A 20,096-nucleotide genomic window follows, 5' to 3' on the forward strand; every position below is an offset into this window, starting at 1 on the left:
GCGGTGCTTGGGGCGCCCGCGCTTGTGATTCACGGCGCCTGCTTCTCCAGTGCCTGCGCGGCGCGCGTCTGCCAGCCCTTGCCGCTGGCGCGCCAGCGGGCCAGCGCTTCGGGGTCCATGCGCAGCGTCACCGGCTGCTTGGTCACCGCCGCCTTGCTGCCGGCTGGCCGCCCCGGCCGCCGCGCCGCGATCTGCTCGGGCGTGTGCACCCGACCGGCCACGCCGGCCTGCGCCTCGGCCAGCGCCTCGCGCAGCCCCGGCAGCGCCTGTCCGGCGTCTGCCTCGATGGCTGCGGCCACCTTGTCCAGATCCATGTTCTTCAGCGTCTTCATGCTCTCAGCTCCGCTTGATGCTCTTGGGCGACACGTTCTCCCGCTCGGCCTTGGCGTAGACCATGACCAGCAGCACCACCTCGTCGCCCACCAGGTGGAAGTAGATGACCCGCGCCCCACCGCGCTTGCCCATGCCGGGGCGCGCCCAGCGCACCTTGCGCGCGCCTTCCGCACCCGGGATCACGTCGCCAGCATCCGGGCTTTCGGCGATGAAGTCGATGAAGTCGATGAACGCCTCACGCTCGCCGGCAGACCACAACTCGGCGGCCTGCTTCTGGAACGTCGGGGTCTCGATCACGGTGCGCATGATTTAAATGTACATCGAAATAAATCGTGTTGCAAGGATACTCGCGCCTCTGTGCTAGATTCTTCCCGTCCCTGCCATGCAGGGATCGGGATTGGTCTCCCGTCGAATCGCGCGGCTGTAGCCGCACCCCGCAAGGTTTGCGGCTCTTCACTTTCTGGCGCCAGTTTCTATGGCGGCCCAGACGTGGGGGCGCAAGCCCGCCGGTTCGCTCGCGCGGTTCCCGGTAGACCAACCCGTCTGGGCTGCCGCCCCGATTGGTCTCGTGACGGCAGTTTTCAAACTGAACCGTCTGCGAGTCCATTCATGGCAATTACATCTGCCGCCCTGTCCTTGGGCGATGCCGAAGTCCGTCAACTCGACGGGCTTTTCTCCCTCAACGACTTGCACGCCGCTGCTGGCAACCTCCCGAAGGATCGCCCGCAGCAGTTCCTGCGCCGCGAAGAAACCAAGGCGCTGATCGTCGAGCTGGACAACCAGTGCGCGGATTCGCGCACTGCTCTTCGCGTGGTCAACGGCGGCACAGCCCCCGGCACCTACGCCTGTCGCGAACTGGTCATCGCCTACGCGGCCTGGATCAGCGCGGCGTTCCACCTGAAGGTGATCCGGGTGTTCCTGGCGCAGCCGGGGGCGACTGTGGCTGCGCCGGCGGCTGCACCTGAGCCGCTGCGCCGCCGATGGCTGACCGAACAGCACGGCAACGATGCGCCCGTCACCGTCAGCTTGGGCGAGGACGTACACCTGGGCACCTGGATCGACCTCGCCGGCGAGCTGATGCGCGCGCACGGAAGGCCCGTCGTTGGAATGCCATCCCACGCCGACGCCCTGGCCCTGGCCAGCGCGGCTGCGCAGCCTGTAGCGCTGACCGTGCAGCAACTGCCCAAGGGGCGCGGCGAGGATATCGCCCGCGCCATCCACGCCGACAGCAGCCTCAGCGTGGCCGACCTGCACCGCATCGCCGAGATGGCCAGCACCCAGCTCTGGGTGCGCACACGAGGTTTGGTCCGGGCCCAGGGTCAGGACCCAGACCGAGCATTGTTTGCAGCCCATGGATGCACCCGAGGAGCAGCATCATGACCCGCAAGCACTGCCCTCGCCGCCCGATCCAGCCCCTGCCGCCTCGCGGCCTGCGCCCCAAGCTCGATGCCGACCAGCTGGTCGACCTCGGCCTGGTCCACGCCTGCAATCTGGACGACCTGGTCGTCGGCCGCGCGACCGAGACGACGCTGCAGGACTGGGTCGCATGCGCCCTGACCTGGTCACGCGCGGCCGACCTGCTGGGTGCCGGCGTGGCCGAGATGACCGAGCAGCTGATGCTGACCACCGCCGTCCTCGACCGCTACCGCCACACCGGCCGCATCGAGCTGACCAGCGCCGAGTACGCGACGGCCCGCGCCGGGCTGCAGGTGATGGACGAGCTGGCTCGCCTGGTCGACCGGGCGACTGCGGTGGAGGCGGCAAGGTGGAGTGAGGGGCGGATGCGGCTGATGTCGGCGGGAGCCAGGCCATGACCACGCCGCCGCTGATCCTCACGCCCGACGAGCTGCACCAGCTGACCGGCTACCGCCGCGCGACCGACCAGCTGCGCGAGCTGCACCAGCGTGGCTTCCTCCGCGCCCGCATCAGCCGGGCCGGCCCGGTCGTGCTGGAGCGCGAGCACTACCTGGCGGTGTGTCGTGGCGCCCAGCCTGACCCCGCCCGGCCGCAGCTGCGGCTGCCGAAGGCCCGCTGATCAGCGTGTGGCCTGGACCACGTCCGCAGACCGGGCGCGCACGTAGGCGGCCGTCTGCTTCTCGGTCGAGTGCTGGCCCATCTTGCGGGCCTCGCGCATCCCGCGACGGCGCTCGGTGTCGGTCAGCGCCTTCGCCTTGAGGTCGTGGATGTGGGCGTCGCGGACGCCGGACCGCTCCAGCGCCCGCTGCCACGCCGTCTTGACGCCGTCGTAGCGGGCCGGTGACCCGTCCTGGGTCACGACCAGCGCACGGTGCAGCAGCTCGCGCCCGACCGAGGCGCGGACGGCCAACAGGCGGTCGAACGCCGCCCGCAGACGCGGCGAAATCTCGATCGAGACCGCCGAGCCCGTCGAGTGCGCCACCTTCGATCGACGAAACGTCACGACCTTCGCGCCGACCTCGACGTCGCCGACCTCCAGGCCCAGCACGTCGCCGATCGGCTGGCCGGTCAGGTACAGCACGTCGATCAGGGCGCAGAGCATTGGCCCGGACCGGGTCAGCGCCCCGTCCTTGCCCCGCATCGCGCCGACCTTGATCCGCCGGATCTCGGAGTCGCTCAGGTAGCGGGTCCGCGCCGGCGTCGCCATCGTGCGCACGGCCAGCACCGGATTGCTGCCCGGAGGCCGCCAGCCCTGCAGCTCGGCGTAGCGCATCAGCTCACGGAGCTGGGCCCGATGGGCGTTGTGGTTGCGAGGCTGGCGCCGCAGCGGCGCGAGGTAGGCGGCGACGTCTGCCGGCGTCACCTGCCCGGCCCGGAACTCCACGAACGCCGCCCGGATCGCCACATTGAGCCGCTGCGCGTCCTTCCGGGTCTTGAGGGCATAGCGCGCCAGCTCCGCGCCCTCCCACAGCTTCACGAGCTGGACCACGCTGTCCGCATGGTCCGCCGGCACGTCCAGCAGCGCAGCCAGGGCACGGTGCAGCGCCGGCAGGCCCTCATCGACCCGTGTCAGCGGATGCCAGACCTTCCGGGCACCGGACCGCCTGATCTTGAAGTACCGCCCCGACGAGACAAACACGCCCGGAACCGGGCCTCGAACCTGTGCCATCCCGCGATCGTGCCGAGGTGTCGCGACGACCGAAATGACATGTTGCAGTAGGCCACCGGGTAGGCGCGTGGGTAGGCAATCCACACATTCCACGACCCAAATCAGCCTAAGTGCTTGATTTTATTGGCCTGCCCGGAGGGACTCGAACCCCCGACCTGCTGCTTAGAAGGCAGCTGCTCTATCCAGTTGAGCTACGGGCAGTGTGGCTGGCAGGCCAGCCCGATCGGCTGGCCGGCAGCGCCTGGGAAGGCGTGTGGCGGCTGGATCGGACAAGCGAAAAATTATGGCATGCGGTCCGGACCGGTCCGGACCGGTCCGGACCGGCCCGGAGGTGCGCCGGTGCTCGCCCCGGAAGCGCCGGAAGGCCGGAAGGCCGGAAGGCCGGAAGGCCGGAAGGCCGGGAAATGGCATTAGCTCGCCTTAATGCTGCCTCATGAATGTCTCAGGTGATCTGCGACTTCTGAAAATGAGTTGTATCAACTCGACGCAGGAAATGAAGAAGTCCTCACCCAGATGAGGGGTCGCCCCAAGCCAGTGATGGGCCAAATCCACCACCTTGTGTGGAGCAAATGCCCAAACAGCAGGGTGTCTTTCCCACTGTTTGACCGATCGCTGGCCTCCGCACCGTCTGGCGTCAACACGGGGCAACACGTCGAACACGAGCAATTCTTCACAAGGATGCATCTGTTTGTTTTGTTATGTCTTGTTCAGGAAAAGTGGCTTAAGTCTTGCGGTATTCCTGGCGATGTCAGACCTCCGCTGCGCCCGCAGCCACCCCGATCCAGGGTGCCGGGGCCAACCCCGGGACGGTGCGAAGTGAAGGCCTTGACAGCAGTTTCGACAGGAGAGAGACGCCAGGTTTCGCGGCCAGGCGTTCCACCGCAACCAACCCTCACGGGGGATGACGATGAAGATGATGAAGAAACAGATCCTGGCCCAGGTAGCCATCCTTGCCGCCAGCGCACTGGCGACGCCTTGGAGCCTGGCTTGTTCTGCCGACATGGCCAAGCCGTTCACGGCCGGTCCGATCGCCACCCAACCGGCCACCGGCACCTGGACCGGCCCGTTCTCGGAATGGGTTGTGGACTCCAACGGTGTTGGCCTGCAGATCTGCACCGACAGCGTCGACGGCCTGGGCAATCCGCCGCCCTGCTTCTACGACCCGGTCGACCTGAGCAATGCCTACACCCAGTCGCTCTCGCGCGGTGGCGAGGCCTTCTGGTTCCTGGCCGACAGCGTGTTCGACACCGTCGACGCCACCGGCACAGCGGCCCTGCGCGCGGTGATCGTGATGGGTGTGGAGTCCGCCTTCCTGAGCGACCCGCCCGCGCCCGGCTTCGAGACCCAGTTCCAGCGTCTGCGCACCCGCATCGACGTGGCCAAGCTGGGCGTGTACTACGTCGAGACCCCGTGGGGCAAGAAGCGCTACAACGTGACCACCCTGCTCGATCCGGGCAATGGCCAGAACCGCTCCGAGATCAGCGAGCCGATCGACATCACCTTCAACCCGAACAGCAGCAACGCTGGCCTGGTGACGCCGTTCCTGATCGGCACCAACCGCGGCGGCGTGGATCCGACGGTCTACATCGGTGACGGCCTGACGCCGACCACCGTCACGGGCAGCCCCTGCGGCGAGAACTGGGTTCGCGTCACGGCCTTCGGTCCGGATGATCAGACCCCGCTGGACATCAACGGCGGCTCAAACGTGTTCACCAACACGCAGTTCACCGTGTTCGGCAAGCTGACGCCGGCGGCGGCCACGCCGCTGTCGATCGAACAGGCCTACTACTCCCGCACCGGCACGAAGACCGACGTGCACCTGATGGCCGAAGGCTCCGCCAGCGGTACCGCGCAGGTCATCGCCGCCGTTCCCAACGCGGCTGCACCGACGACGTCGCTCGCCAAGGACGGCAATCGGTACTACGCGAGCGTTCCGGTCAGCGCCGTGAGCCTGCCGAGCCAGGTCCTGGTGACCGCCACCGACACGATCCGCCAGACCACCAGCAACCCGCAAGCCGCTGCGCTGCGTGACCTCGTCTCGATCACCAGCGCCGTCGCGAGCTGCACCGGCGTGTCGCCGGCCCGGACCTGCACCCTCACCGTCGAAGCCACGTCCAGCGACGACCAGCTCACCGACCTGGTGCTGGCCAACTTCAATGCCCCCCTCGGCACCACCGGCAGCGTCACCGTGCCGACCAGCGGCCTGCCTGCCACGGTCACGGTTGTCTCGCCCACTGGCGGCGGTGCAGCCACCAAGCCCGTGACCGTCCTCAACTGATCGGGAGCCAACAACATGCAACGCAAACTCATCGTCACCCTCGTCGCCGCAGCACTCGAGCTGTACGCCGCGACCGCCAGCGCGCAAGCCAACAGCTGCGTCATCACCAACGCGGGCTCGAGCTCGGCCACGAACGCAGGGCGTGTCGCCTCCGGCCCGCTGAACCCGATCGACGGCTTCCCGGAATACGTCACCGACTCCGCCGGCAACTCGATGCAGCGATGCCTCGATGACGCCGTCTGCTTCTTCGACCCGGTCGTCACGAGCGACCCCTTCTCGGTCCAGATCCGTTCGGGCGGCGAGGCGTTCTACTGGAGCGCGGACGCGATCCTGACCGATCCGGCCACCACGACGCCCATCCTCAAGCTGGTGATGGCCGCCGAGACGGCGTTCCTGCAGGCCGGCCCGAACGACGAGCCGATCAATGGCTCGCAACTGCCCTTCCTGCGCCTGCGCTGGGTCTTTGACGCACCGTTCGACGGCACCTACACCCTGAGCCATCCGTTCGGCCAGGAGCGCTTCACGGTCGTCGGCGCCACCGGCAACCGCGACGTCGCCAACACGGTCGATCGTGGCTTCGCGCCCAACCAGCGCGACATCGTCGGCCCGGTCGGCCCCTTCCTGATCCAGGCAGGCGCACCGGCTGGCTACGCCGGAGACATCAACGTCCTGAACACCGTCACCGGCGGCCCCTGCGGCAACGTGGTGACGCTGACTGGCGTGGGTCCGGACGGCGAGACGCCGATCATCTTCAGCAACGGCTCGACCGAGATCTCGACCAACCAGTTCGCGGTTCAGGGCAAGTTCTTCGACGGCGCCGTGCAGACGCCGATGAATTCGTCGCGCCTGACGTACTCGCGCAGTGCCGCGGGTCGTCTTGAGGTGTTCGCGTCGTCGCTGCCGACCGCCACGGTCACCGTTGCCGATGGCCCGAGCACCGCGACCGCGACCGGTTTTGTCGCCGGCACGGTCACGCTCGACCGCAGCACCCCGACGGCACTGAACGCCACCACGGCCGACGGCATCAACTCGACGACGGTCGCCGTCGCGAACGCTGCCACGCTGCCGCGCGCACTGACCGTGACGGCCGCCGACACGGTCACGCCGCTGCTGGACGCGAACGGCCAACCGGTCCTCAACGCGAACGGCACCCCCAAGCTGAAGTTCGATCCCACGGCCGAGATCCCCGTCCTGGTGGACTTCGTGGACATCGCCTCCGCCGACTTCGACCCGTCGACCAGCACGCTGTCGGTGGCCGCCGTTTCCGGCGACCAGCTGGAGAAGCCGGCGCTGACCGTGCGCGGCCTCGGTCCGGTGCCGGCCACGGGCGTCTTCACGCTCGTGACCACCGCGCCCCCGGGCAAGGTGACCGTCGATTCGGCCAAGGGTGGCAGCAGCACGGCCCAGGTGCGCATCACCGCCGCCGTCGCGCCGGACGCGCCGAAGACGCTGACGGCCAGCGAGATCGGTTCCTCGTCGGTCAAGCTGAGCTGGGTGGATGCCTCGAACAACGAGACCGGCTTCCGCATCTACCAGGTCAGCCCCGGCACCCGCACGGCGCTCACCACGTCGACGACCAGCAGCGTCGTGCTGACGGGCCTGAACAGCCAGACCGCCTACGTGTTCGAGGTCGTGGCCTTCAACATCACCGGCGAATCGGTGGCCAGCAACCAGGTCTCCGTGACGACGATCGCACCGCCGGTCGCCCCGACCGTGTCGGCACCGACGCTGTCGGAGACCGAGGTCACCTCGATCAACGTCAGCTGGACCGACAACGCCACCGACGAGACCGGCTACGAGGTCTACCGCAAGATCGGCACCAACGGTGCGCGCACGCTGATCGGCACCACCGCCGCCAACGTGACGTCCTTCGTGGACGGTGGTCGTGCGATCAACACGACCTACAGCTACGAGGTCCGCACGCTGCGCAACGCGGATGCCAGCACCTACGCTGCCTCGACCGCGATCGCGACGAACACCGCCCTGGCGACCACGGCCATCGCAGGTCAGGCGCCCAACGGCATGGGCGCCACCGCGACGGGCACGCAGGTCGCCCTGAGCTGGGGTGACCGGGCGACCAACGAAAGCCGTTACGTCATCCGCCGCTGCACCTACGTTGCACCGGCCACGGGCTGCACGAACTTCGTGACGATCGCCACCCGGCCGGCCAATGCGACCAGCTACACGGACCTGACCGCCGTCCCGGGCACGTCCTACACGTACCAGGTGGCAGCGTTCCGTTGGCGCAACCAGCTCGCGAGCACGGTGAACGCGACGGTGCCGATCGCCAACCCGACCAGCGTGAGCGCGACCAACGCGTCGCCGAACGTCCTGAACTGGGTCGATACGCAGACGGGCGAAACCGGCTACCGGATCGCCAGCCGCAACGTCACGTTCACGGCGGCAGGTGCTGTCACCGTGCCCGCGGCGTACACCAACCTGGGTGAAGTCGGCGCCAACGTGCTGACCTACCAGGACAGCGCAGCCACCGCCGGTTCGCTGTACCAGTACCGCGTCCAGACGCTGGTGAACGCAGCGACGTCCGCGGGCATCACGGCCTACGGTGTGGCGGGTGGCATCCCCGCGCCGACGATCGGCAACGTGACGCGTCCGACGACGGGCACGGCCGCCCAGCAGTCGCTGATCACGGTGCGTTGGACGCCCCCGGTTGTCAATGCCGCCATCGGCGGTTACCGGATCCAGCGCTGCACCGTCACCGCGACCGAGCCCTGCGCGGACACCGGCAACTGGGTGAACGCGACCACCGTCGCGCCGGCCACCATCGTCGGTCGCCAGGCAGCGCAGGCAACGACCCGTCTGCCGGTGAACACGGCCAACATCACCTACCGCTTCCGGGTGATCGCCACGACCGGCTCGGTGAACACGGGCATCGAGTCGCCTCCTTCGGCCGCTGGCAGCGTCACGCGCTGACCGACCCGACGCGCCCCAGCCTCCGTGAGGGCTGGTGGCGCGGGCTTTCGATCTCTGCCGCCCGGCCTCACCGCCGGGCGGTTTTTTTTCGTCTGCACACCCGTCGCCGAAGCGTCACGGACGGCCCGACGGTTGCGCTACAGTCGCGGCCTCGTTCTTTGCTGGGGGTGCTGCCCCGGTCCTTGCCGGACCGGTGGCGGCTGAGAAAGTCCCTTTGAACCTGATGACACCCCGGTGTCATGACCCGTCCGGGTCACGAGGTAATCCTCGCGCAGGGAAGCATGGAACAGGATCGGCCCGCCCCGCTGGCATCCCCTGCCCTCGCGGCGTGGCCGACCCTGTTGCCGCTGACCTGCCATCGCTCAACCAACACTCGCACACGGGTGAACACGATGGCCGACATCCAACACGACTCTTCTTCGTCTTCTTCCTCGACCGCCGGCAGCTTGCCGCGCGTCTTCGGGCTGCGCGACCACGCCGCCCTCTGGTTCAGCCTCGGCGTGGGCCTGCTGGTCATGCAGGTCGGCGCCTACCTGGTGCCCGCGATGGGCACGCAGGCGGCGCTGCTGGCCATCGTGGTCGGCAGCATCGTCGGGGCCGGCCTGCTGGCCTGGACCGCCCAGATCGCCTGCGAGCGCGGGCTGTCCAGCGCCGGTCTGATGTCGATCACGCTGGGCCGGAACTTCGCCCGCCTGCCGGTGGTGCTCAACATCGTGCAGCTGCTCGGCTGGACCGCCTTCGAGCTGGTCGTGATGCGCGACGGCAGCGCCGCCATCGTCAAGCAGATCAGCGGCTTCGAGGCCGCCTGGGTGCCCTACGCGGCCACGCTGCTGTGGGGCGGCGTGCTGCTCGCGCTGGCGCGCGGCTCGATGCTGACGCTGGTGCGCCGCTTCATCGGCCGTTTCGGCCTGCCGCTGGTGATCGCCTCGCTGCTGTGGCTGAGCTGGCAGTTCATCGGCCTGGCGCAGACGCAGGGCTTCGAGGCCTTCTGGAACCGCCCCGGCAGTGGTGGCATGAGCACCATCGCGGCGGTCGACCTGGTCATGGCGATGCCGGTGTCCTGGCTGCCGCTGGTGGCCGACTACGCCCGCCACGGCAAGGCCGGCAGCAGCACGCGGCGCGGCACCTGGCTGGGCTACGCGCTGGCCAACACCTGGTGCTATGGGCTGGGCGTGCTGGTGGTCAGCGTCGCACAGCCGGGCGCCGACCTGGTGACCACGCTGCTGCTGGCCCAGGGCGGCCTGATCGCGCTCGGCCTGATCCTGGTCGACGAGATGGACAACGCCTACGGCGACGTGCACTCCGGCGCGGTGTCGCTGAACTTCCTGTCGCCGCGCCGCAGCCTGGCCGGCTGGGGCATGGTGATGGCGCTGGCGTCCACCGCGGCGGCGATGGTCCTGCCCATGCACAGCCTGGAGCCCTTCCTGCTGATGCTCAGCTCGATCTTCGTGCCGCTGTTCGGTGTCGTGATCTCGCAGCTCAGCGGCCAGACGCGTGGCCATGACGCGGCGATCGCCTGGGGTCCGGCCCTCGTCTGGCTGGTCGGCATCGCCACCTTCCACCTCAGCCCGATGGCCTTCCCGGACCTCGGCTCGGCGATCCCGAGCCTGGTCGTGACGCTGGGCCTGGGCGCCCTGCTGCGCCTGCGCGCCGATGCCGGATCAGCGCAGGTTGCCGGTGTGGCCGAGTGAGTAGCGCCCCGGCTGCGGCCAGATCGTCAGGCCGTGCGGCTCCAGGCCGACCTTGACCTTGGCGACCTCGCCGCTGCCGGTGTCGATGCGGTAGACCTCGTCGTCGTAGCGCCCGGCCAGCCAGAGCCAGCGGCCGTCGGCGCTGACGTTGCCCATGTCCGGGCTGCCACCGCCCGGGATGGGCCAGCGGCGCACCACCTCGCCCTTGGCGAAATCGATCACCGTGACGCTGCCGGGGCCCTTGCGCGGGCCGTGGATCTTGTGGGTGCCGCGGTTGGCGACGTAGAGCTGGCGGCCGTCACGGCTCGGGTAGAGGCCGTGCGCGCCGATGCCGGTCGAGATGAAGCCCACCTCGGTGAAGCTCGCCACGTCCACCACGTGGACGCCGTCGGCATCCATGTCGGCGACGTAGAGCTTCGAGCCGTCCGGCGACAGGCGGATGTCCTGCGGCATGCTGCGCGTGCTTGTGCAGATGTCGTCCGGCGGCGCGTCCTTGAACGAGGCGCCCTCCTTGTATCGCAGCTCCGGCATCTTCAGCTTGAGCATGGCCGTCACCTTGCGCTCGACCAGGTCGATGCGGGCGATGCTGCCGTTGAACTCGCAGGTGAACCAGGCCGTGCGGCCGTCGGCGGCGAAGTCGGCATGGTTGATGCCGCCGCAGTCCGGCGTGTCGATCGCGTACTGCATCGCCATCGTCTGCGGATCACGGAAGTCGAGCCGGCGACGCGCCTCGGCGACCACGATGGCCGAGCGGCCGTCGGGCGAGAAGTACAGGTTGTACGGATCGTCCACCGGGATCGTCTGGCCCGGCTTGCCGGTGGCCGGATCGACCGGCGTCAGGCTGCCCGCATCGGTACGCTCGGCGTTGTTGGCGACCCAGAGCGTGCGCAGGTCCCAGGACGGCACGACGTGCTGCGGCGCCAGGCCGACGCGGTAGCGGTCTACCACCTTCATCGTCTCCGGGTCGATCACGCTGACATCGTTGCCGCGCAGGTTGGGCACGTAGATGCGCGCGGGCAGGTCCTTGAGCGCCGGGTCCATCCGGTCGGCGGCGGTGCCGGCGTAGAGGTTGGCCGGATCGGGCAGCACGGGCACGCCGGGCAGCGCGGCGGGGGCGGACGCAGCGGCGGACATCGCCGATGCAGCCGTCACCGTTGCGGTCGTCACCGATGAGGCCGGGGTCTTGGCCGCACCGGAGGCGGCGCTGTCGGCCGATCGCCCGCAGCCGGCCAGCAGGCTGGCGAGCGTGAAGGCGGTCAGGGTGCTCAGGGCGGTCAAGGTCACGGGGAACTTCAGGGAAACAGCAGACATCGTGTGATCCGGGAACGGGAACGGTGGGGAAGACAGGTTCGATGCGGGCGCCAGCAACCGGTGCGGCGATCGGAAGACGCCCTCAGCCGCCGGCCACGAAGCGGCGCAGCGCCGCCAGCGAGGCCTCGACCTGCGCCTGCACGCCCAGGCGGCCCAGCTCGGCGGTGGCCGCGCGCGGGTCGCCGCTGACACCGTCGGCATCGGGCCGGACCTGGGCCAGGCGGCCCTGGCGGACCGAGGCCGGATCGAGCGCCAGCGACAGCGCGGTGTCGGCCAGGCCGGCGTGCTCGCCGATCTCGGCTGGCCGGTGGCCGCGGGCCTTCAGCGCCTCGACGTAGGCGGTCTGGGTGGCGCGGTAATACGCCGTCAGCGCCAGCACGCGCGCGCCCGACAGCCCCGTGGCCGGCGGCCTGGACAGCCGCGTGGCCACCGCCTGCAGACTGGCCTGGTAGCCACCATGGTCGCCCAGCAGCACCAGGTGGCGCAGGCCGTGGCGGGCGTAGCTGCGCACGGTGCCTTCGAGCACCGCCTCGAAGGCAGCGACCGGGATGGACAGCGTGCCGGCGTAGCGCATGTGCTGGGTCGGCGGGTCGATCGCGCCTTCGGGCACATGGGCCAGCACCGGCGCGACCAGCGTGCGGCCGAGCGCCTGCGCGATCTGGCCGGCCAGCGCACGCACGCGGGCGTTGTGCTTGCCCAGCGTCAGGTGCGGACCGCTCTGCTCGATGCCGCCGACCGGGATCAGCAGCGTGGTCGAGCCGGCGTCGATGCGCTCGCGCAGCTCGGTCCAGGTCAGGTCCTCGACGTGGACCGAGGCCGGGCCGGCATCGGTGGTGGCGGCATGGGTGGCGGCTTGGGCGGTGGCCGGCGCGGCGAGCCAGGCGGTGGCCAGGCCCAGGCCGTCACGGCGGCGGATCGTCGGGTTCACAGGCGTCATCCAGGGCTTCATGTCGGGGGGCGCGATCGTGTCACGCCCGCCTGATTCATTCCTTGACGAGCGGCAGACGCACCGTTGCCCGGGGGGCGTGACCATGGTTCAGCGGCCCGTGGCCCGATCCGGTGGACACGCTCGCGCCCTCGGCGATGGCATCGAGGATGTAGGCCCGTGCGGATTGCACGGCCTGTGGCAGATCCAGGCCCAGCGCCAGGTGGCAGGCGATGGCGCTGGACAGCGTGCAGCCGGTGCCGTGGACGTTGCGGCTGGCGATGCGCGGGCTGCGCAGGCGCAGCGGCGTTCGGTCGGCCGGGCCGGTCAGCAGCAGGTCCTCCACCACGTCGCCCGGCAGGTGACCGCCCTTGAGCAGCACCGCCGGTGCGCCCAGCGCCAGCAGGGCACGGGCGGCATCCTCGAGCGCGTCCAGGCCGTCGATGCGACGGCCCAGCAGCAGCTCCGCCTCGTCCAGGTTGGGCGTGATCACGCTGACCAGCGGGAACAGCTCGCGCACCAGCACCGCCACGGTCGCCTCGGCGATCAGGCGGTCGCCGCTGGTGGCCACCATCACCGGGTCCAGCACGACGCGGCCCAGGCCGTGGCGGCGGATCGCGTCGGCGACGACCTGCACCACGGCCGGGTCATGCAGCATGCCGATCTTGACCGCATCGACGCCGATGTCCTCGACCACCGCGTCGATCTGCGCGGCCAGCACGTCCGGCGGCAAGGCATGGATGGCGCGCACGCCGACCGTGTTCTGCGCGGTGATGGCGGTGATCGCGGTCATGCCGTAGCAGCCCAGCGCGGCCATGGTCTTGAGGTCGGCCTGGATGCCGGCACCACCGCCGCTGTCGGAGCCGGCGATGCTCAGGACGCGGGCGTAGCGGTGACGGGCGACGGGCAGGCCGTCCGGGGTTTCGTTCGTGTTCATCGGGGTTCTCGTCCAGCGGGCAGAAAGGCATGCAGGCGCGCGGCGGCGGCCTGCGGATCGTCGGCGGCGCAGATCGCGCTGACCACGGCCAGGCCGTCCGCGCCGTGGCGCAGCACCTCGGCGGCATTGCCGGCCTGGATGCCGCCGATGGCCACCAGCGGCAGGTCGGTGGCCGCCCGCAGCGCGGCCAGGCCGTGCAGGCCCAGCGCGGGCGCGGCATCGGCCTTGGTCGAGGTGGCGAAGACGGGGCTGGCGCCCAGGTAGTCGACGTCGTCCGGCAGGACTGCAAGCTGCGCGACGGACTCGATCGACAGGCCGACGATGGCACCGGGCAGCCAGCGCCGCACGTCATCGACCGACACGTCGCGCTGGCCGACGTGCACGCCGTCCGCACCGCACAGCAGCGCGATGTCGAGCCGGTCGTTGATCAGCAGCGGCACGCCGGTGCCGGCCAGCAGCGACTTGAGCGCGCGGGCACGTTCGAGGAAGTCGCGGCTGTCGAGCGACTTCTCGCGCAGCTGCACCATGCCCACGCCACCGCGCACCGCCGCGTCGACCACCGCCAGCACGCCGCGCGGGCCGCACAGCGCCGCATCGGTGACCAGGCACAGGGCCTGCGACGGCTGCCAGCGCGTCGCGCGCCGGCCAGGTCGGAAAGCGGACACCGCGCTCAGGCCGCGACGTCCAGCCGCAGGCGCTGCAGGAAGGTCGCCTCGTCGACCAGGTGCAGGCCGTCGAGCAGTTCCACCTGCATGCGGCCGACGCCACCACCAGCGGCCTGGGCCCGCTCGGCGGCCCATTCGCCGACCACGCCCATGAAGGCCATCGCGGCGGTGGTCGCGCGCCAGGCATCGGGCTGGACGGCGGCGAAGGCGCCGACCATCGCGGTGGCCGAGCAGCCCACGCCGGTGATGCGGGTCATCCACGGATGGCCGTTGGACAGGCGGGACCAGCGGCCGTCGCGGTCAACGACATGGTCGACCTCGCCGCTGACACAGACCACCGCGCCGGTGCGGCGTGCGAAGGCCCGGGCCGCGCCGACCGCGTCGTCCGACGAGGCCGAGCTGTCGACGCCACGGGTTGCGGCGGCCAGGCCGGCCACGCTCATGACCTCCGAGCCGTTGCCGCGCAGGATGGTCGGTGCATGGGTGTCGATCAGGCCGGCCAGCGCCTGGTTGCGGTAGGCCGTGGCCCCCGCGCCGACCGGGTCCAGCACGACGGGGATGCCGCGCTGGTGGGCGCGCGCCTGGGCGATGCGCATGGCCTCGATCCAGGCCGGCTCGAGCGTGCCGATGTTGAGCACCAGGGCCTGCGCGATGCCGGCCATGTCGGCGACTTCCTCGTGGGCATGGGCCATCACGGGCGCCGCGCCGAGCGCCAGCAGCACGTTGGCGTTGAAGTTCATCACCACGAAGTTGGTGATGCTGTGGACCAGCGGCGCGTGCGTGCGCACGGCCTGCACGTCGGCCCAGAGGTCGGCCGCCACGAGGCGGGTCGGCAGGTTCGGAGGGGTCGGGTTCATCTCGGTCGAACGCCGTGCGTCGCGGCGCCGTGTGTGGGAGGCGGGGCGTGATTATCCCGGCTCGACACGGTCGCCGCGACGCTGCGGCCCGACCCCGATCAGCGCACCGTGATGCGGGTCGAGTCGATCGTGGCGCGGGCGCCCATGTTCGAGGTGACCGTGATGCTGATCGGCGCGGCGAAGAAGCCGGGGTCGGCCGGGTTGTTGATCACCCCGGTGGCGTCGTAGACCCAGCACGGCGAGGCGCTCGGGCAGACCGCCGGCGAGCCGGCCACATTGCGCACCAGCGACATCGGCTGCGGCACGCTGGAGAGGCTCACCACCGTGCCCAGGCCGGTGTTCGGGTCGAAGGCCAGGCCGCTGACCTGGATGTAGAGCTGCAGGCCGTTGGTGTTGGACGGCAGCGAGTCGGTCGCCACCACGCTCAACTTGCCCTTGAGCGCCTTGTTGTCGTAATTGGCCGTGACGATGGTGACGGTGTCGAACAGCTGGCGACGCGGCGGCGGCGGCAGCGAGCCGACGCTGCGGGCGGTCGGGCACAGCGTGCTGCGGAAGACCGGGTCGATCATCGGCGTGTCCCACGGCGCCGGGTCGAGCTGGCCGACCACCGGGCCGGTGCCATTGACGGTCATCGTGCCCAGCGGGCCGGAGCCGCAATAGAGGAAGGGCAGGTCCTGGAAGTTCGCCGGCACCATCGGGTCGCCCACCACGGTGGGCTCGGCGAAGATGAAGTCGAAGTCCGGCGCGCGGTACTGGCCGGCGATCAGGCCGTTGGCGAACGCCAGCGGCTGGGCCACGTTGGACCAGAAGGGCTGGCTGGTGCCGGGCATGGCGCAGACGATGGCGTTGTCGCCGCACATGCTGCGGCTGACCGCGCGCAGCTCACGGGTGGCCGGCAGGTAGGCGCCGGCATTGGGCTTGAAGCGGAAGCGGCCGACGACCGGCGGGCCCGACGGGTTCGCGGTGCCGAGCAGGCGCTCGGAGGTCGTGCCGGTGACCGGGTCGACGTCCACCGCGTACAGGTCGACCATCATCGACGGGTCGCTGACCATGCCCTCGATCTTGACCCGCGAGGTCGATTCCTGCGGCAGGTTGGCGATCGGCAACGAGCCAGTGCCCTGCAGCGTCTCCTCCAGCGCGACGTAGGACGGCCGCGTGCCCGGCGTGGTGTAGATGCCCAGGTGGGCCGTGATCGTGTGGGCCGAGAGGTAGGGGCCGGTCGCGTCGACCTTGAGCGTGCCGGCGTAGTCGATCGGGTCGCCGATCACGAACGGCGCCTGCTGGGTCGGATCGGTCGTGCAGGTCGCGCAATCCGGCGGATCCATGGTCCAGGTGTGGCAGTACTGGCCGGTGGCCGGCTGCGCGAAGTTCGGGAACGGGTCACCCAGCGAGGTGCAGTACGGCGCACGCGGGCGGTTGCCCTGCGGGCACAGCGGGTCGAAGCCGTTGTGGACCGGATCGTCCGCGACCTTGCCGAACGGGTTCTTGCGCGGCAGGCACATCGGGTAGCCGGTCTCGGCCTTGATGGTCGGGTTGTCGGTGTCGGCGGTCAGGCGGCGGTCGTAGCCAGCTTCCTTCAGGTCGGCCGTGCTGCCGGGCTTGCCATGCGACTGGCCGAAGCGGCCGACCGGGTCGTTGATGCGCACCCGGGTGTCGGAACTGGCGCAGACACCGGCCGCGCCGCCGACATGCAACTCGCCGTTGGCGTAGTCGATGCAGTTGATGACGCCGAAGCCGGCGTTGAGCGACTGCTGCGAGATGAAGATCAGGCCGGCGATGTAGCGGCCCTTGACCACGTTGCCCTGCACCCTCACCTCGTAGGACGGCAGCACGCCGTTGTACGGGTAGGCGCTGCCGGTGACCGGCGCGGTGATCGCGTCGGCCAGCGCCAGGCGCGTGACCGGCGTGCCGGACGTGCCGCCGCTGGCATCGACCAGGCTGGGGTCGAACAGCTCGGCCCAGGTCAGCGAGGTGGCCGGCATCTGCAGGATCGTGTTGCAGGGCACGACGATCTCGCGGCCGTTGACCTTCAGCAGGCCGCCGCGCAGCAGCGGGTGGCTGGCGTTGCAGATCGTGCTGGCGGTGTCGAGCGAGGCTTCCTGGATGAAGCCGACGATGTCGAACTGCAGCGGCACCGCCGGTGCGGCGGCGACCGGTGCCGGCGGGAAGACACCGGGCGGCGCCTTGGCGGCCAGCGCGCCGCCGTGCAGGCCGAGCAGGAGCGTGGCCGAGGCAGCGGCAAGGGCCAGGCCGGTCAGCCAGCCGGAGGGTCGTGGCGCGGCATCGCGCGTCGGGGCAAGACGGTTCATGGCGTCGTCCTTCTGGATCGTTCGGGTCACGGACGGGCGGCGACGCAAGGGGTGCGCGGCGCCCGGTGTGAAGGTCATCGGATGCGGGTCTGGCGGGCGGTCGTCGACGATGTCGGCTCAGATCCTGGGCTTGGGCTTGGGCAGGGTCGGCGTTGGCGTTGGCGTGGCGACGACCGGCGGCTCGGTGCCGTGCACCAGGCTGCCGTCGTCGTTGCGCAGGCAGTTGCCGAGCGCCCGGCCGGCCGCGCCGACGGCGGGCAGCAAGAACGTGTCGTCGCGGGCCTTGCCGCCCGGTGCGCCGGTCACCTTGACGGCATTGCCGGCCTGGCCGTTGAACAGCCGCAGTTCCGGATGGTCGAAGGGCGCGCGCTCGCAGGCCACCCGTGGGTCGGTCAGGCCGTGGCGCAGGAAGGCCACCAGGTCGGCCTGTTCCTGCGTGGTCAGCTGGAGGTCGTGGATGGCGGGATGCACGTTGGTCGCCCCGCCGTCCTGCACCTCCGGCGTGACCCGGCCGCTGGAGTTGGCCTCGTCCGGGCCGCGCCGGTCGCCGCCGCGGTTGTAGAACTCGACCACCTGTTCCAGCGTCAGCCGGCTGCCGTTGTGGAAGTAGGGCCCGGTCAGCGCGACGTTGCGCAGCGTCGGCGTCTTGAAGGCTCCGTCGACCGAGACCCGCGTGTTGTACGGGTCCGGCGGCGTGAAGCAGTCGCGCACGTCGACCTGCACGTTGAACAGGCAGGGATCGATCCACAGCGTGTCATCGACCTGGTCGTTGCCCTGCAGCCAGCTGATCCAGCCACGCGACAGCGACAGCGGCGCGCCCCACGGGTCGGTCGCGCCCACGCCCAGGTCTTCCGCGGTCGGTCGCACGCCGATGTTGTAGAAGCCGCTGTCGTAGAGGCCCAGCTGGCGGTCGCCGGTGAACATGTGCTCGACCACGTTGGACTCGCCCAGGCTGGTCTGCAGGTTGGTGGCCGCGCCGGTGAACTCGGCGCCCTTGTGGCAGGACACGCACAGGCCCTTGCCGCGGAAGACCTGCAGGCCCCGGATCAGCTCCGGGCTCAGTGCCTGGACGTTGGCCGGCACGCCGGGCGAACCGACGAAGCGGTCGAACGGTGCCTCGTCGGACACCAGCGTCTGCTCGTAGACCATGATCGCCAGGCCCCAGAACAGCGAGAAGTTGTTCTCCATCTGGCTGTAGCCGCCGAAGGTGCCCCGGGCCTGCCACCAGGCCGGCTGGAAGGCCTTGCGGATGAGTTCCGGATAGGTCGTCTTCAAGCCATCACCGGCGGCGCCGCGCAAGGACGCGAGCACGCTGTCCTGCGCATGGACCTGCTGGCCCGCCAGCGGACGGCGCTGCAGCATCTTGCGGCCCAGGTTCTTGAAGGACTTGGCACCGCAGGACATCTCGAAGTCCGACAGCGCCGGGCCAACCGCCTGCGAGGCCAGGCTGGCGTTCTCCAGCCGGACCGTGGTCCAGACCGTCGTGCCGTCGGGCAGGAGCTCCAGCACGCGCGCATCGTGGTCGCGGGCACCGAAAGGGCTGACGCCGTTGAAGGTGTTGTTGGCCCGGCCGTCCCAGAAGTTGCGGTCGTAGAAGGCCGCGTTCACCACGGTCGGCGAGTTGCGCGGTTCCACCACGCGCGTCAGCACGCCGCCCACGTTGAACTCGTCGAGCGGGCGCAGGTCGCAGTCCTCGCCGCCCCGGCCGTCCAGCCGCCGGAACATGCCCGAGAAGGTGCCTTGCGAGGACACCACGTCGTTGGTCTCGAACAGGATGTCCGAGCCGCGGTCGAGCGGGTCGGCCAGCCGGAACAGCGGGAAGTCGGCCGGCTTGAGCAGGTAGTTCGGACCGCCACGGCCGGTGGGCATGCGGTCGAAGGCATGGTCGCCGCCCTTCAGGCCGGGACTGATCTGGTTCTTCATGCGGCTGTCGGCGCCCGCCGCGAAATGGCAGCTTGCGCAGGCCTGGCCGTCGCTGCCGACCTGGGCATCCCAGAACAGCGCCTTGCCCAGCTGGATCGCGGCGGCCTTGTCGCGGATGTAGTTCTGCAGCCCGGGCGACGGCGGCACCGGCACCGACTTGAGCGACAGCATCGGCGGCAGCAGGTCCGGTCCGAGCGGCACGTCGATGCCAGGGATCAGCGCGCGTCCACCCTGGGACATGCCGCCGCTGCGGACACCCTTGAGCTCGAAGACGAGGTTGCCGTCCGACGACATCGAGGTCGAGCCGAACGAGATCGTCCGGCCGTCCGAGGTCGTGCCCAGCGAGCCGTCGCCGGCGATCACCGCCGTCGACTCGAAGTCGGGCTGCAGGTTGGCCGGCAGCCCGGTGCTGTCGGGCACGAACAGGTCCGGCCCCAGTTCATCCAGGCCGGCCGCATTGCGGCCACCGCCGCGCGCGGCGGCATAGAAGGCCGTCCCGACCAGACTGGCCGCGACCACCATCCCCAGCGCGCGCCGCCAGCGCACGCCCCCTCGTTGAAAGCGCTTCATCGTGTTCCCTCCGACCCGGCCCTCGAATGGCGCACCGTCTTCTTTCGGCGCGTCCTTTAGTTAAGTAATTCTTATTCATCGAGCACCCACACAGGCGAACCCACCTGGGGCATGTCGCGTCATTTCACACAGCTCGATGCGTAAAAACGCACGGATCATCCAGATTCAAGGCTTCGAGGGAGGGAACTTTGGGAAACAGCTCGCTGAAAGTTGCGTCAATTGACCCAATTCAACACCGGAGGTCAGATCGACAGAGGGTCCATGGCCCGACGAGAAACCGA

The 20,096-nt window shown here is 69.9% G+C and carries 16 protein-coding genes and 1 tRNA gene; 6 read left to right on the plus strand and 11 right to left on the minus strand.

What is annotated here, in order from left to right; genetic code table 11:
• Positions 1 to 29: 29 nt before the first annotated feature.
• Together Q8X39_RS06995 and Q8X39_RS07000 are read right to left on the minus strand one after the other, a co-directional pair.
• Entirely contained in the window at positions 30 to 332 is a 303-nt protein-coding gene (locus Q8X39_RS06995) for a BrnA antitoxin family protein (protein ID WP_305748940.1), read from the minus strand.
• A gap of 4 nt (positions 333 to 336) precedes the next feature.
• Positions 337 to 639, minus strand: a complete 303-nt coding sequence (locus tag Q8X39_RS07000) for a type II toxin-antitoxin system RelE/ParE family toxin (RefSeq protein ID WP_305748941.1) — start codon at positions 637 to 639, stop codon at positions 337 to 339.
• 330 nt (positions 640 to 969) lie between these two features.
• Here Q8X39_RS07000 and Q8X39_RS07005 point away from each other — a divergent pair, with 330 nt between their 5' ends.
• From Q8X39_RS07005 to Q8X39_RS07015, 3 genes are read left to right on the plus strand one after another with little or no spacing between them, the layout of a single operon-like run.
• Positions 970 to 1,713 carry a KilA-N domain-containing protein gene (locus tag Q8X39_RS07005; RefSeq protein WP_305748942.1) on the plus strand — a complete coding sequence of 248 codons (744 nt, stop codon included), beginning with the start codon at positions 970 to 972 and terminating at the stop codon, positions 1,711 to 1,713.
• Entirely contained in the window at positions 1,710 to 2,147 is a 438-nt protein-coding gene (locus Q8X39_RS07010) for a hypothetical protein (protein WP_305748943.1), read from the plus strand. The genes Q8X39_RS07005 and Q8X39_RS07010 overlap by 4 nt, the downstream gene beginning before the upstream one ends.
• A complete protein-coding gene (locus tag Q8X39_RS07015) occupies positions 2,144 to 2,368 on the plus strand; it encodes a DUF4224 domain-containing protein (protein ID WP_305748944.1) in 225 nt (74 codons plus the stop codon). Before Q8X39_RS07010 ends, Q8X39_RS07015 begins: the two co-directional genes overlap by 4 nt.
• Here the strand turns inward: Q8X39_RS07015 and Q8X39_RS07020 are convergent, their stop codons facing one another.
• The gene (locus Q8X39_RS07020) at positions 2,369 to 3,418 is read right to left on the minus strand and encodes a tyrosine-type recombinase/integrase (RefSeq protein ID WP_305748945.1); all 1,050 of its coding nucleotides are present in this window, start codon (positions 3,416 to 3,418) and stop codon (positions 2,369 to 2,371) included.
• 124 nt (positions 3,419 to 3,542) lie between these two features.
• A tRNA-Arg gene (locus Q8X39_RS07025) sits at positions 3,543 to 3,619 on the minus strand.
• A gap of 715 nt (positions 3,620 to 4,334) precedes the next feature.
• Here Q8X39_RS07025 and Q8X39_RS07030 point away from each other — a divergent pair.
• From Q8X39_RS07030 to Q8X39_RS07040, 3 genes are all read left to right on the plus strand, one after another.
• Complete coding sequence (locus tag Q8X39_RS07030) at positions 4,335 to 5,696, plus strand: hypothetical protein (RefSeq protein ID WP_305748946.1); 1,362 nt, start codon at positions 4,335 to 4,337, stop codon at positions 5,694 to 5,696.
• Between the two features lie 15 nt (positions 5,697 to 5,711).
• Entirely contained in the window at positions 5,712 to 8,627 is a 2,916-nt protein-coding gene (locus Q8X39_RS07035; RefSeq protein ID WP_305748947.1) for a fibronectin type III domain-containing protein, read from the plus strand.
• 392 nt (positions 8,628 to 9,019) lie between these two features.
• The gene (locus Q8X39_RS07040) at positions 9,020 to 10,318 is read left to right on the plus strand and encodes a purine-cytosine permease family protein (RefSeq protein ID WP_305748948.1); all 1,299 of its coding nucleotides are present in this window, start codon (positions 9,020 to 9,022) and stop codon (positions 10,316 to 10,318) included.
• On the opposite strand, the gene Q8X39_RS07045 is transcribed toward Q8X39_RS07040, so the two are convergent.
• The 7 genes from Q8X39_RS07045 to Q8X39_RS07075 form a co-directional block, all read right to left on the minus strand.
• On the minus strand, positions 10,289 to 11,629 hold the full coding sequence (locus Q8X39_RS07045) for a YncE family protein (protein ID WP_455363815.1): 1,341 nt from the start codon (positions 11,627 to 11,629) through the stop codon (positions 10,289 to 10,291). The two genes, Q8X39_RS07040 and Q8X39_RS07045, sit on opposite strands and share 30 nt — an antisense overlap.
• 82 nt (positions 11,630 to 11,711) lie before the next feature.
• Entirely contained in the window at positions 11,712 to 12,557 is an 846-nt protein-coding gene (locus Q8X39_RS07050) for a creatininase family protein (RefSeq protein WP_305748949.1), read from the minus strand.
• Positions 12,558 to 12,612: 55 nt separating this feature from the next.
• Positions 12,613 to 13,491 carry a bifunctional hydroxymethylpyrimidine kinase/phosphomethylpyrimidine kinase gene (gene thiD / locus Q8X39_RS07055; protein WP_305748950.1) on the minus strand — a complete coding sequence of 293 codons (879 nt, stop codon included), beginning with the start codon at positions 13,489 to 13,491 and terminating at the stop codon, positions 12,613 to 12,615.
• The gene (gene thiE, locus Q8X39_RS07060; protein WP_305748951.1) at positions 13,488 to 14,156 is read right to left on the minus strand and encodes a thiamine phosphate synthase; all 669 of its coding nucleotides are present in this window, start codon (positions 14,154 to 14,156) and stop codon (positions 13,488 to 13,490) included. The genes thiD and thiE overlap by 4 nt, the downstream gene beginning before the upstream one ends.
• A 5-nt stretch (positions 14,157 to 14,161) precedes the next feature.
• The gene (gene thiM / locus Q8X39_RS07065) at positions 14,162 to 15,013 is read right to left on the minus strand and encodes a hydroxyethylthiazole kinase (RefSeq protein ID WP_305748952.1); all 852 of its coding nucleotides are present in this window, start codon (positions 15,011 to 15,013) and stop codon (positions 14,162 to 14,164) included.
• 98 nt (positions 15,014 to 15,111) lie between these two features.
• Positions 15,112 to 17,322: a hypothetical protein gene (locus Q8X39_RS07070; protein ID WP_305748953.1), complete on the minus strand. Its 2,211-nt coding sequence runs from the start codon at positions 17,320 to 17,322 to the stop codon at positions 15,112 to 15,114.
• Between the two features lie 117 nt (positions 17,323 to 17,439).
• On the minus strand, positions 17,440 to 19,815 hold the full coding sequence (locus Q8X39_RS07075; RefSeq protein WP_305748954.1) for a cytochrome-c peroxidase: 2,376 nt from the start codon (positions 19,813 to 19,815) through the stop codon (positions 17,440 to 17,442).
• Positions 19,816 to 20,096: the final 281 nt, after the last annotated feature.

This window comes from Leptothrix discophora, from assembly GCF_030705305.1.
Classification (GTDB): Bacteria; Pseudomonadota; Gammaproteobacteria; order Burkholderiales; family Burkholderiaceae_C; genus Sphaerotilus; species Sphaerotilus discophorus.

What these genes read in the sequence shown, in the direction of transcription:
- Q8X39_RS07040 (WP_305748948.1), top strand. Translation starts at nt 9,020, where the DNA reads ATGGCCGACATCCAACACGACTCTTCTTCGTCTTCTTCCTCGACCGCC.
- Q8X39_RS07020 (WP_305748945.1), bottom strand. Translation starts at nt 3,418, where the DNA reads ATGGCACAGGTTCGAGGCCCGGTTCCGGGCGTGTTTGTCTCGTCGGGG.
- Q8X39_RS07075 (WP_305748954.1), bottom strand. Translation starts at nt 19,815, where the DNA reads ATGAAGCGCTTTCAACGAGGGGGCGTGCGCTGGCGGCGCGCGCTGGGG.
- thiD (WP_305748950.1), bottom strand. Translation starts at nt 13,491, where the DNA reads ATGAACACGAACGAAACCCCGGACGGCCTGCCCGTCGCCCGTCACCGC.
- Q8X39_RS07015 (WP_305748944.1), top strand. Translation starts at nt 2,144, where the DNA reads ATGACCACGCCGCCGCTGATCCTCACGCCCGACGAGCTGCACCAGCTG.
- Q8X39_RS07035 (WP_305748947.1), top strand. Translation starts at nt 5,712, where the DNA reads ATGCAACGCAAACTCATCGTCACCCTCGTCGCCGCAGCACTCGAGCTG.
- Q8X39_RS06995 (WP_305748940.1), bottom strand. Translation starts at nt 332, where the DNA reads ATGAAGACGCTGAAGAACATGGATCTGGACAAGGTGGCCGCAGCCATC.
- Q8X39_RS07070 (WP_305748953.1), bottom strand. Translation starts at nt 17,322, where the DNA reads ATGAACCGTCTTGCCCCGACGCGCGATGCCGCGCCACGACCCTCCGGC.
- Q8X39_RS07045 (WP_455363815.1), bottom strand. Translation starts at nt 11,629, where the DNA reads ATGTCTGCTGTTTCCCTGAAGTTCCCCGTGACCTTGACCGCCCTGAGC.
- Q8X39_RS07000 (WP_305748941.1), bottom strand. Translation starts at nt 639, where the DNA reads ATGCGCACCGTGATCGAGACCCCGACGTTCCAGAAGCAGGCCGCCGAG.
- thiM (WP_305748952.1), bottom strand. Translation starts at nt 15,013, where the DNA reads ATGAACCCGACCCCTCCGAACCTGCCGACCCGCCTCGTGGCGGCCGAC.
- Q8X39_RS07010 (WP_305748943.1), top strand. Translation starts at nt 1,710, where the DNA reads ATGACCCGCAAGCACTGCCCTCGCCGCCCGATCCAGCCCCTGCCGCCT.
- Q8X39_RS07030 (WP_305748946.1), top strand. Translation starts at nt 4,335, where the DNA reads ATGAAGAAACAGATCCTGGCCCAGGTAGCCATCCTTGCCGCCAGCGCA.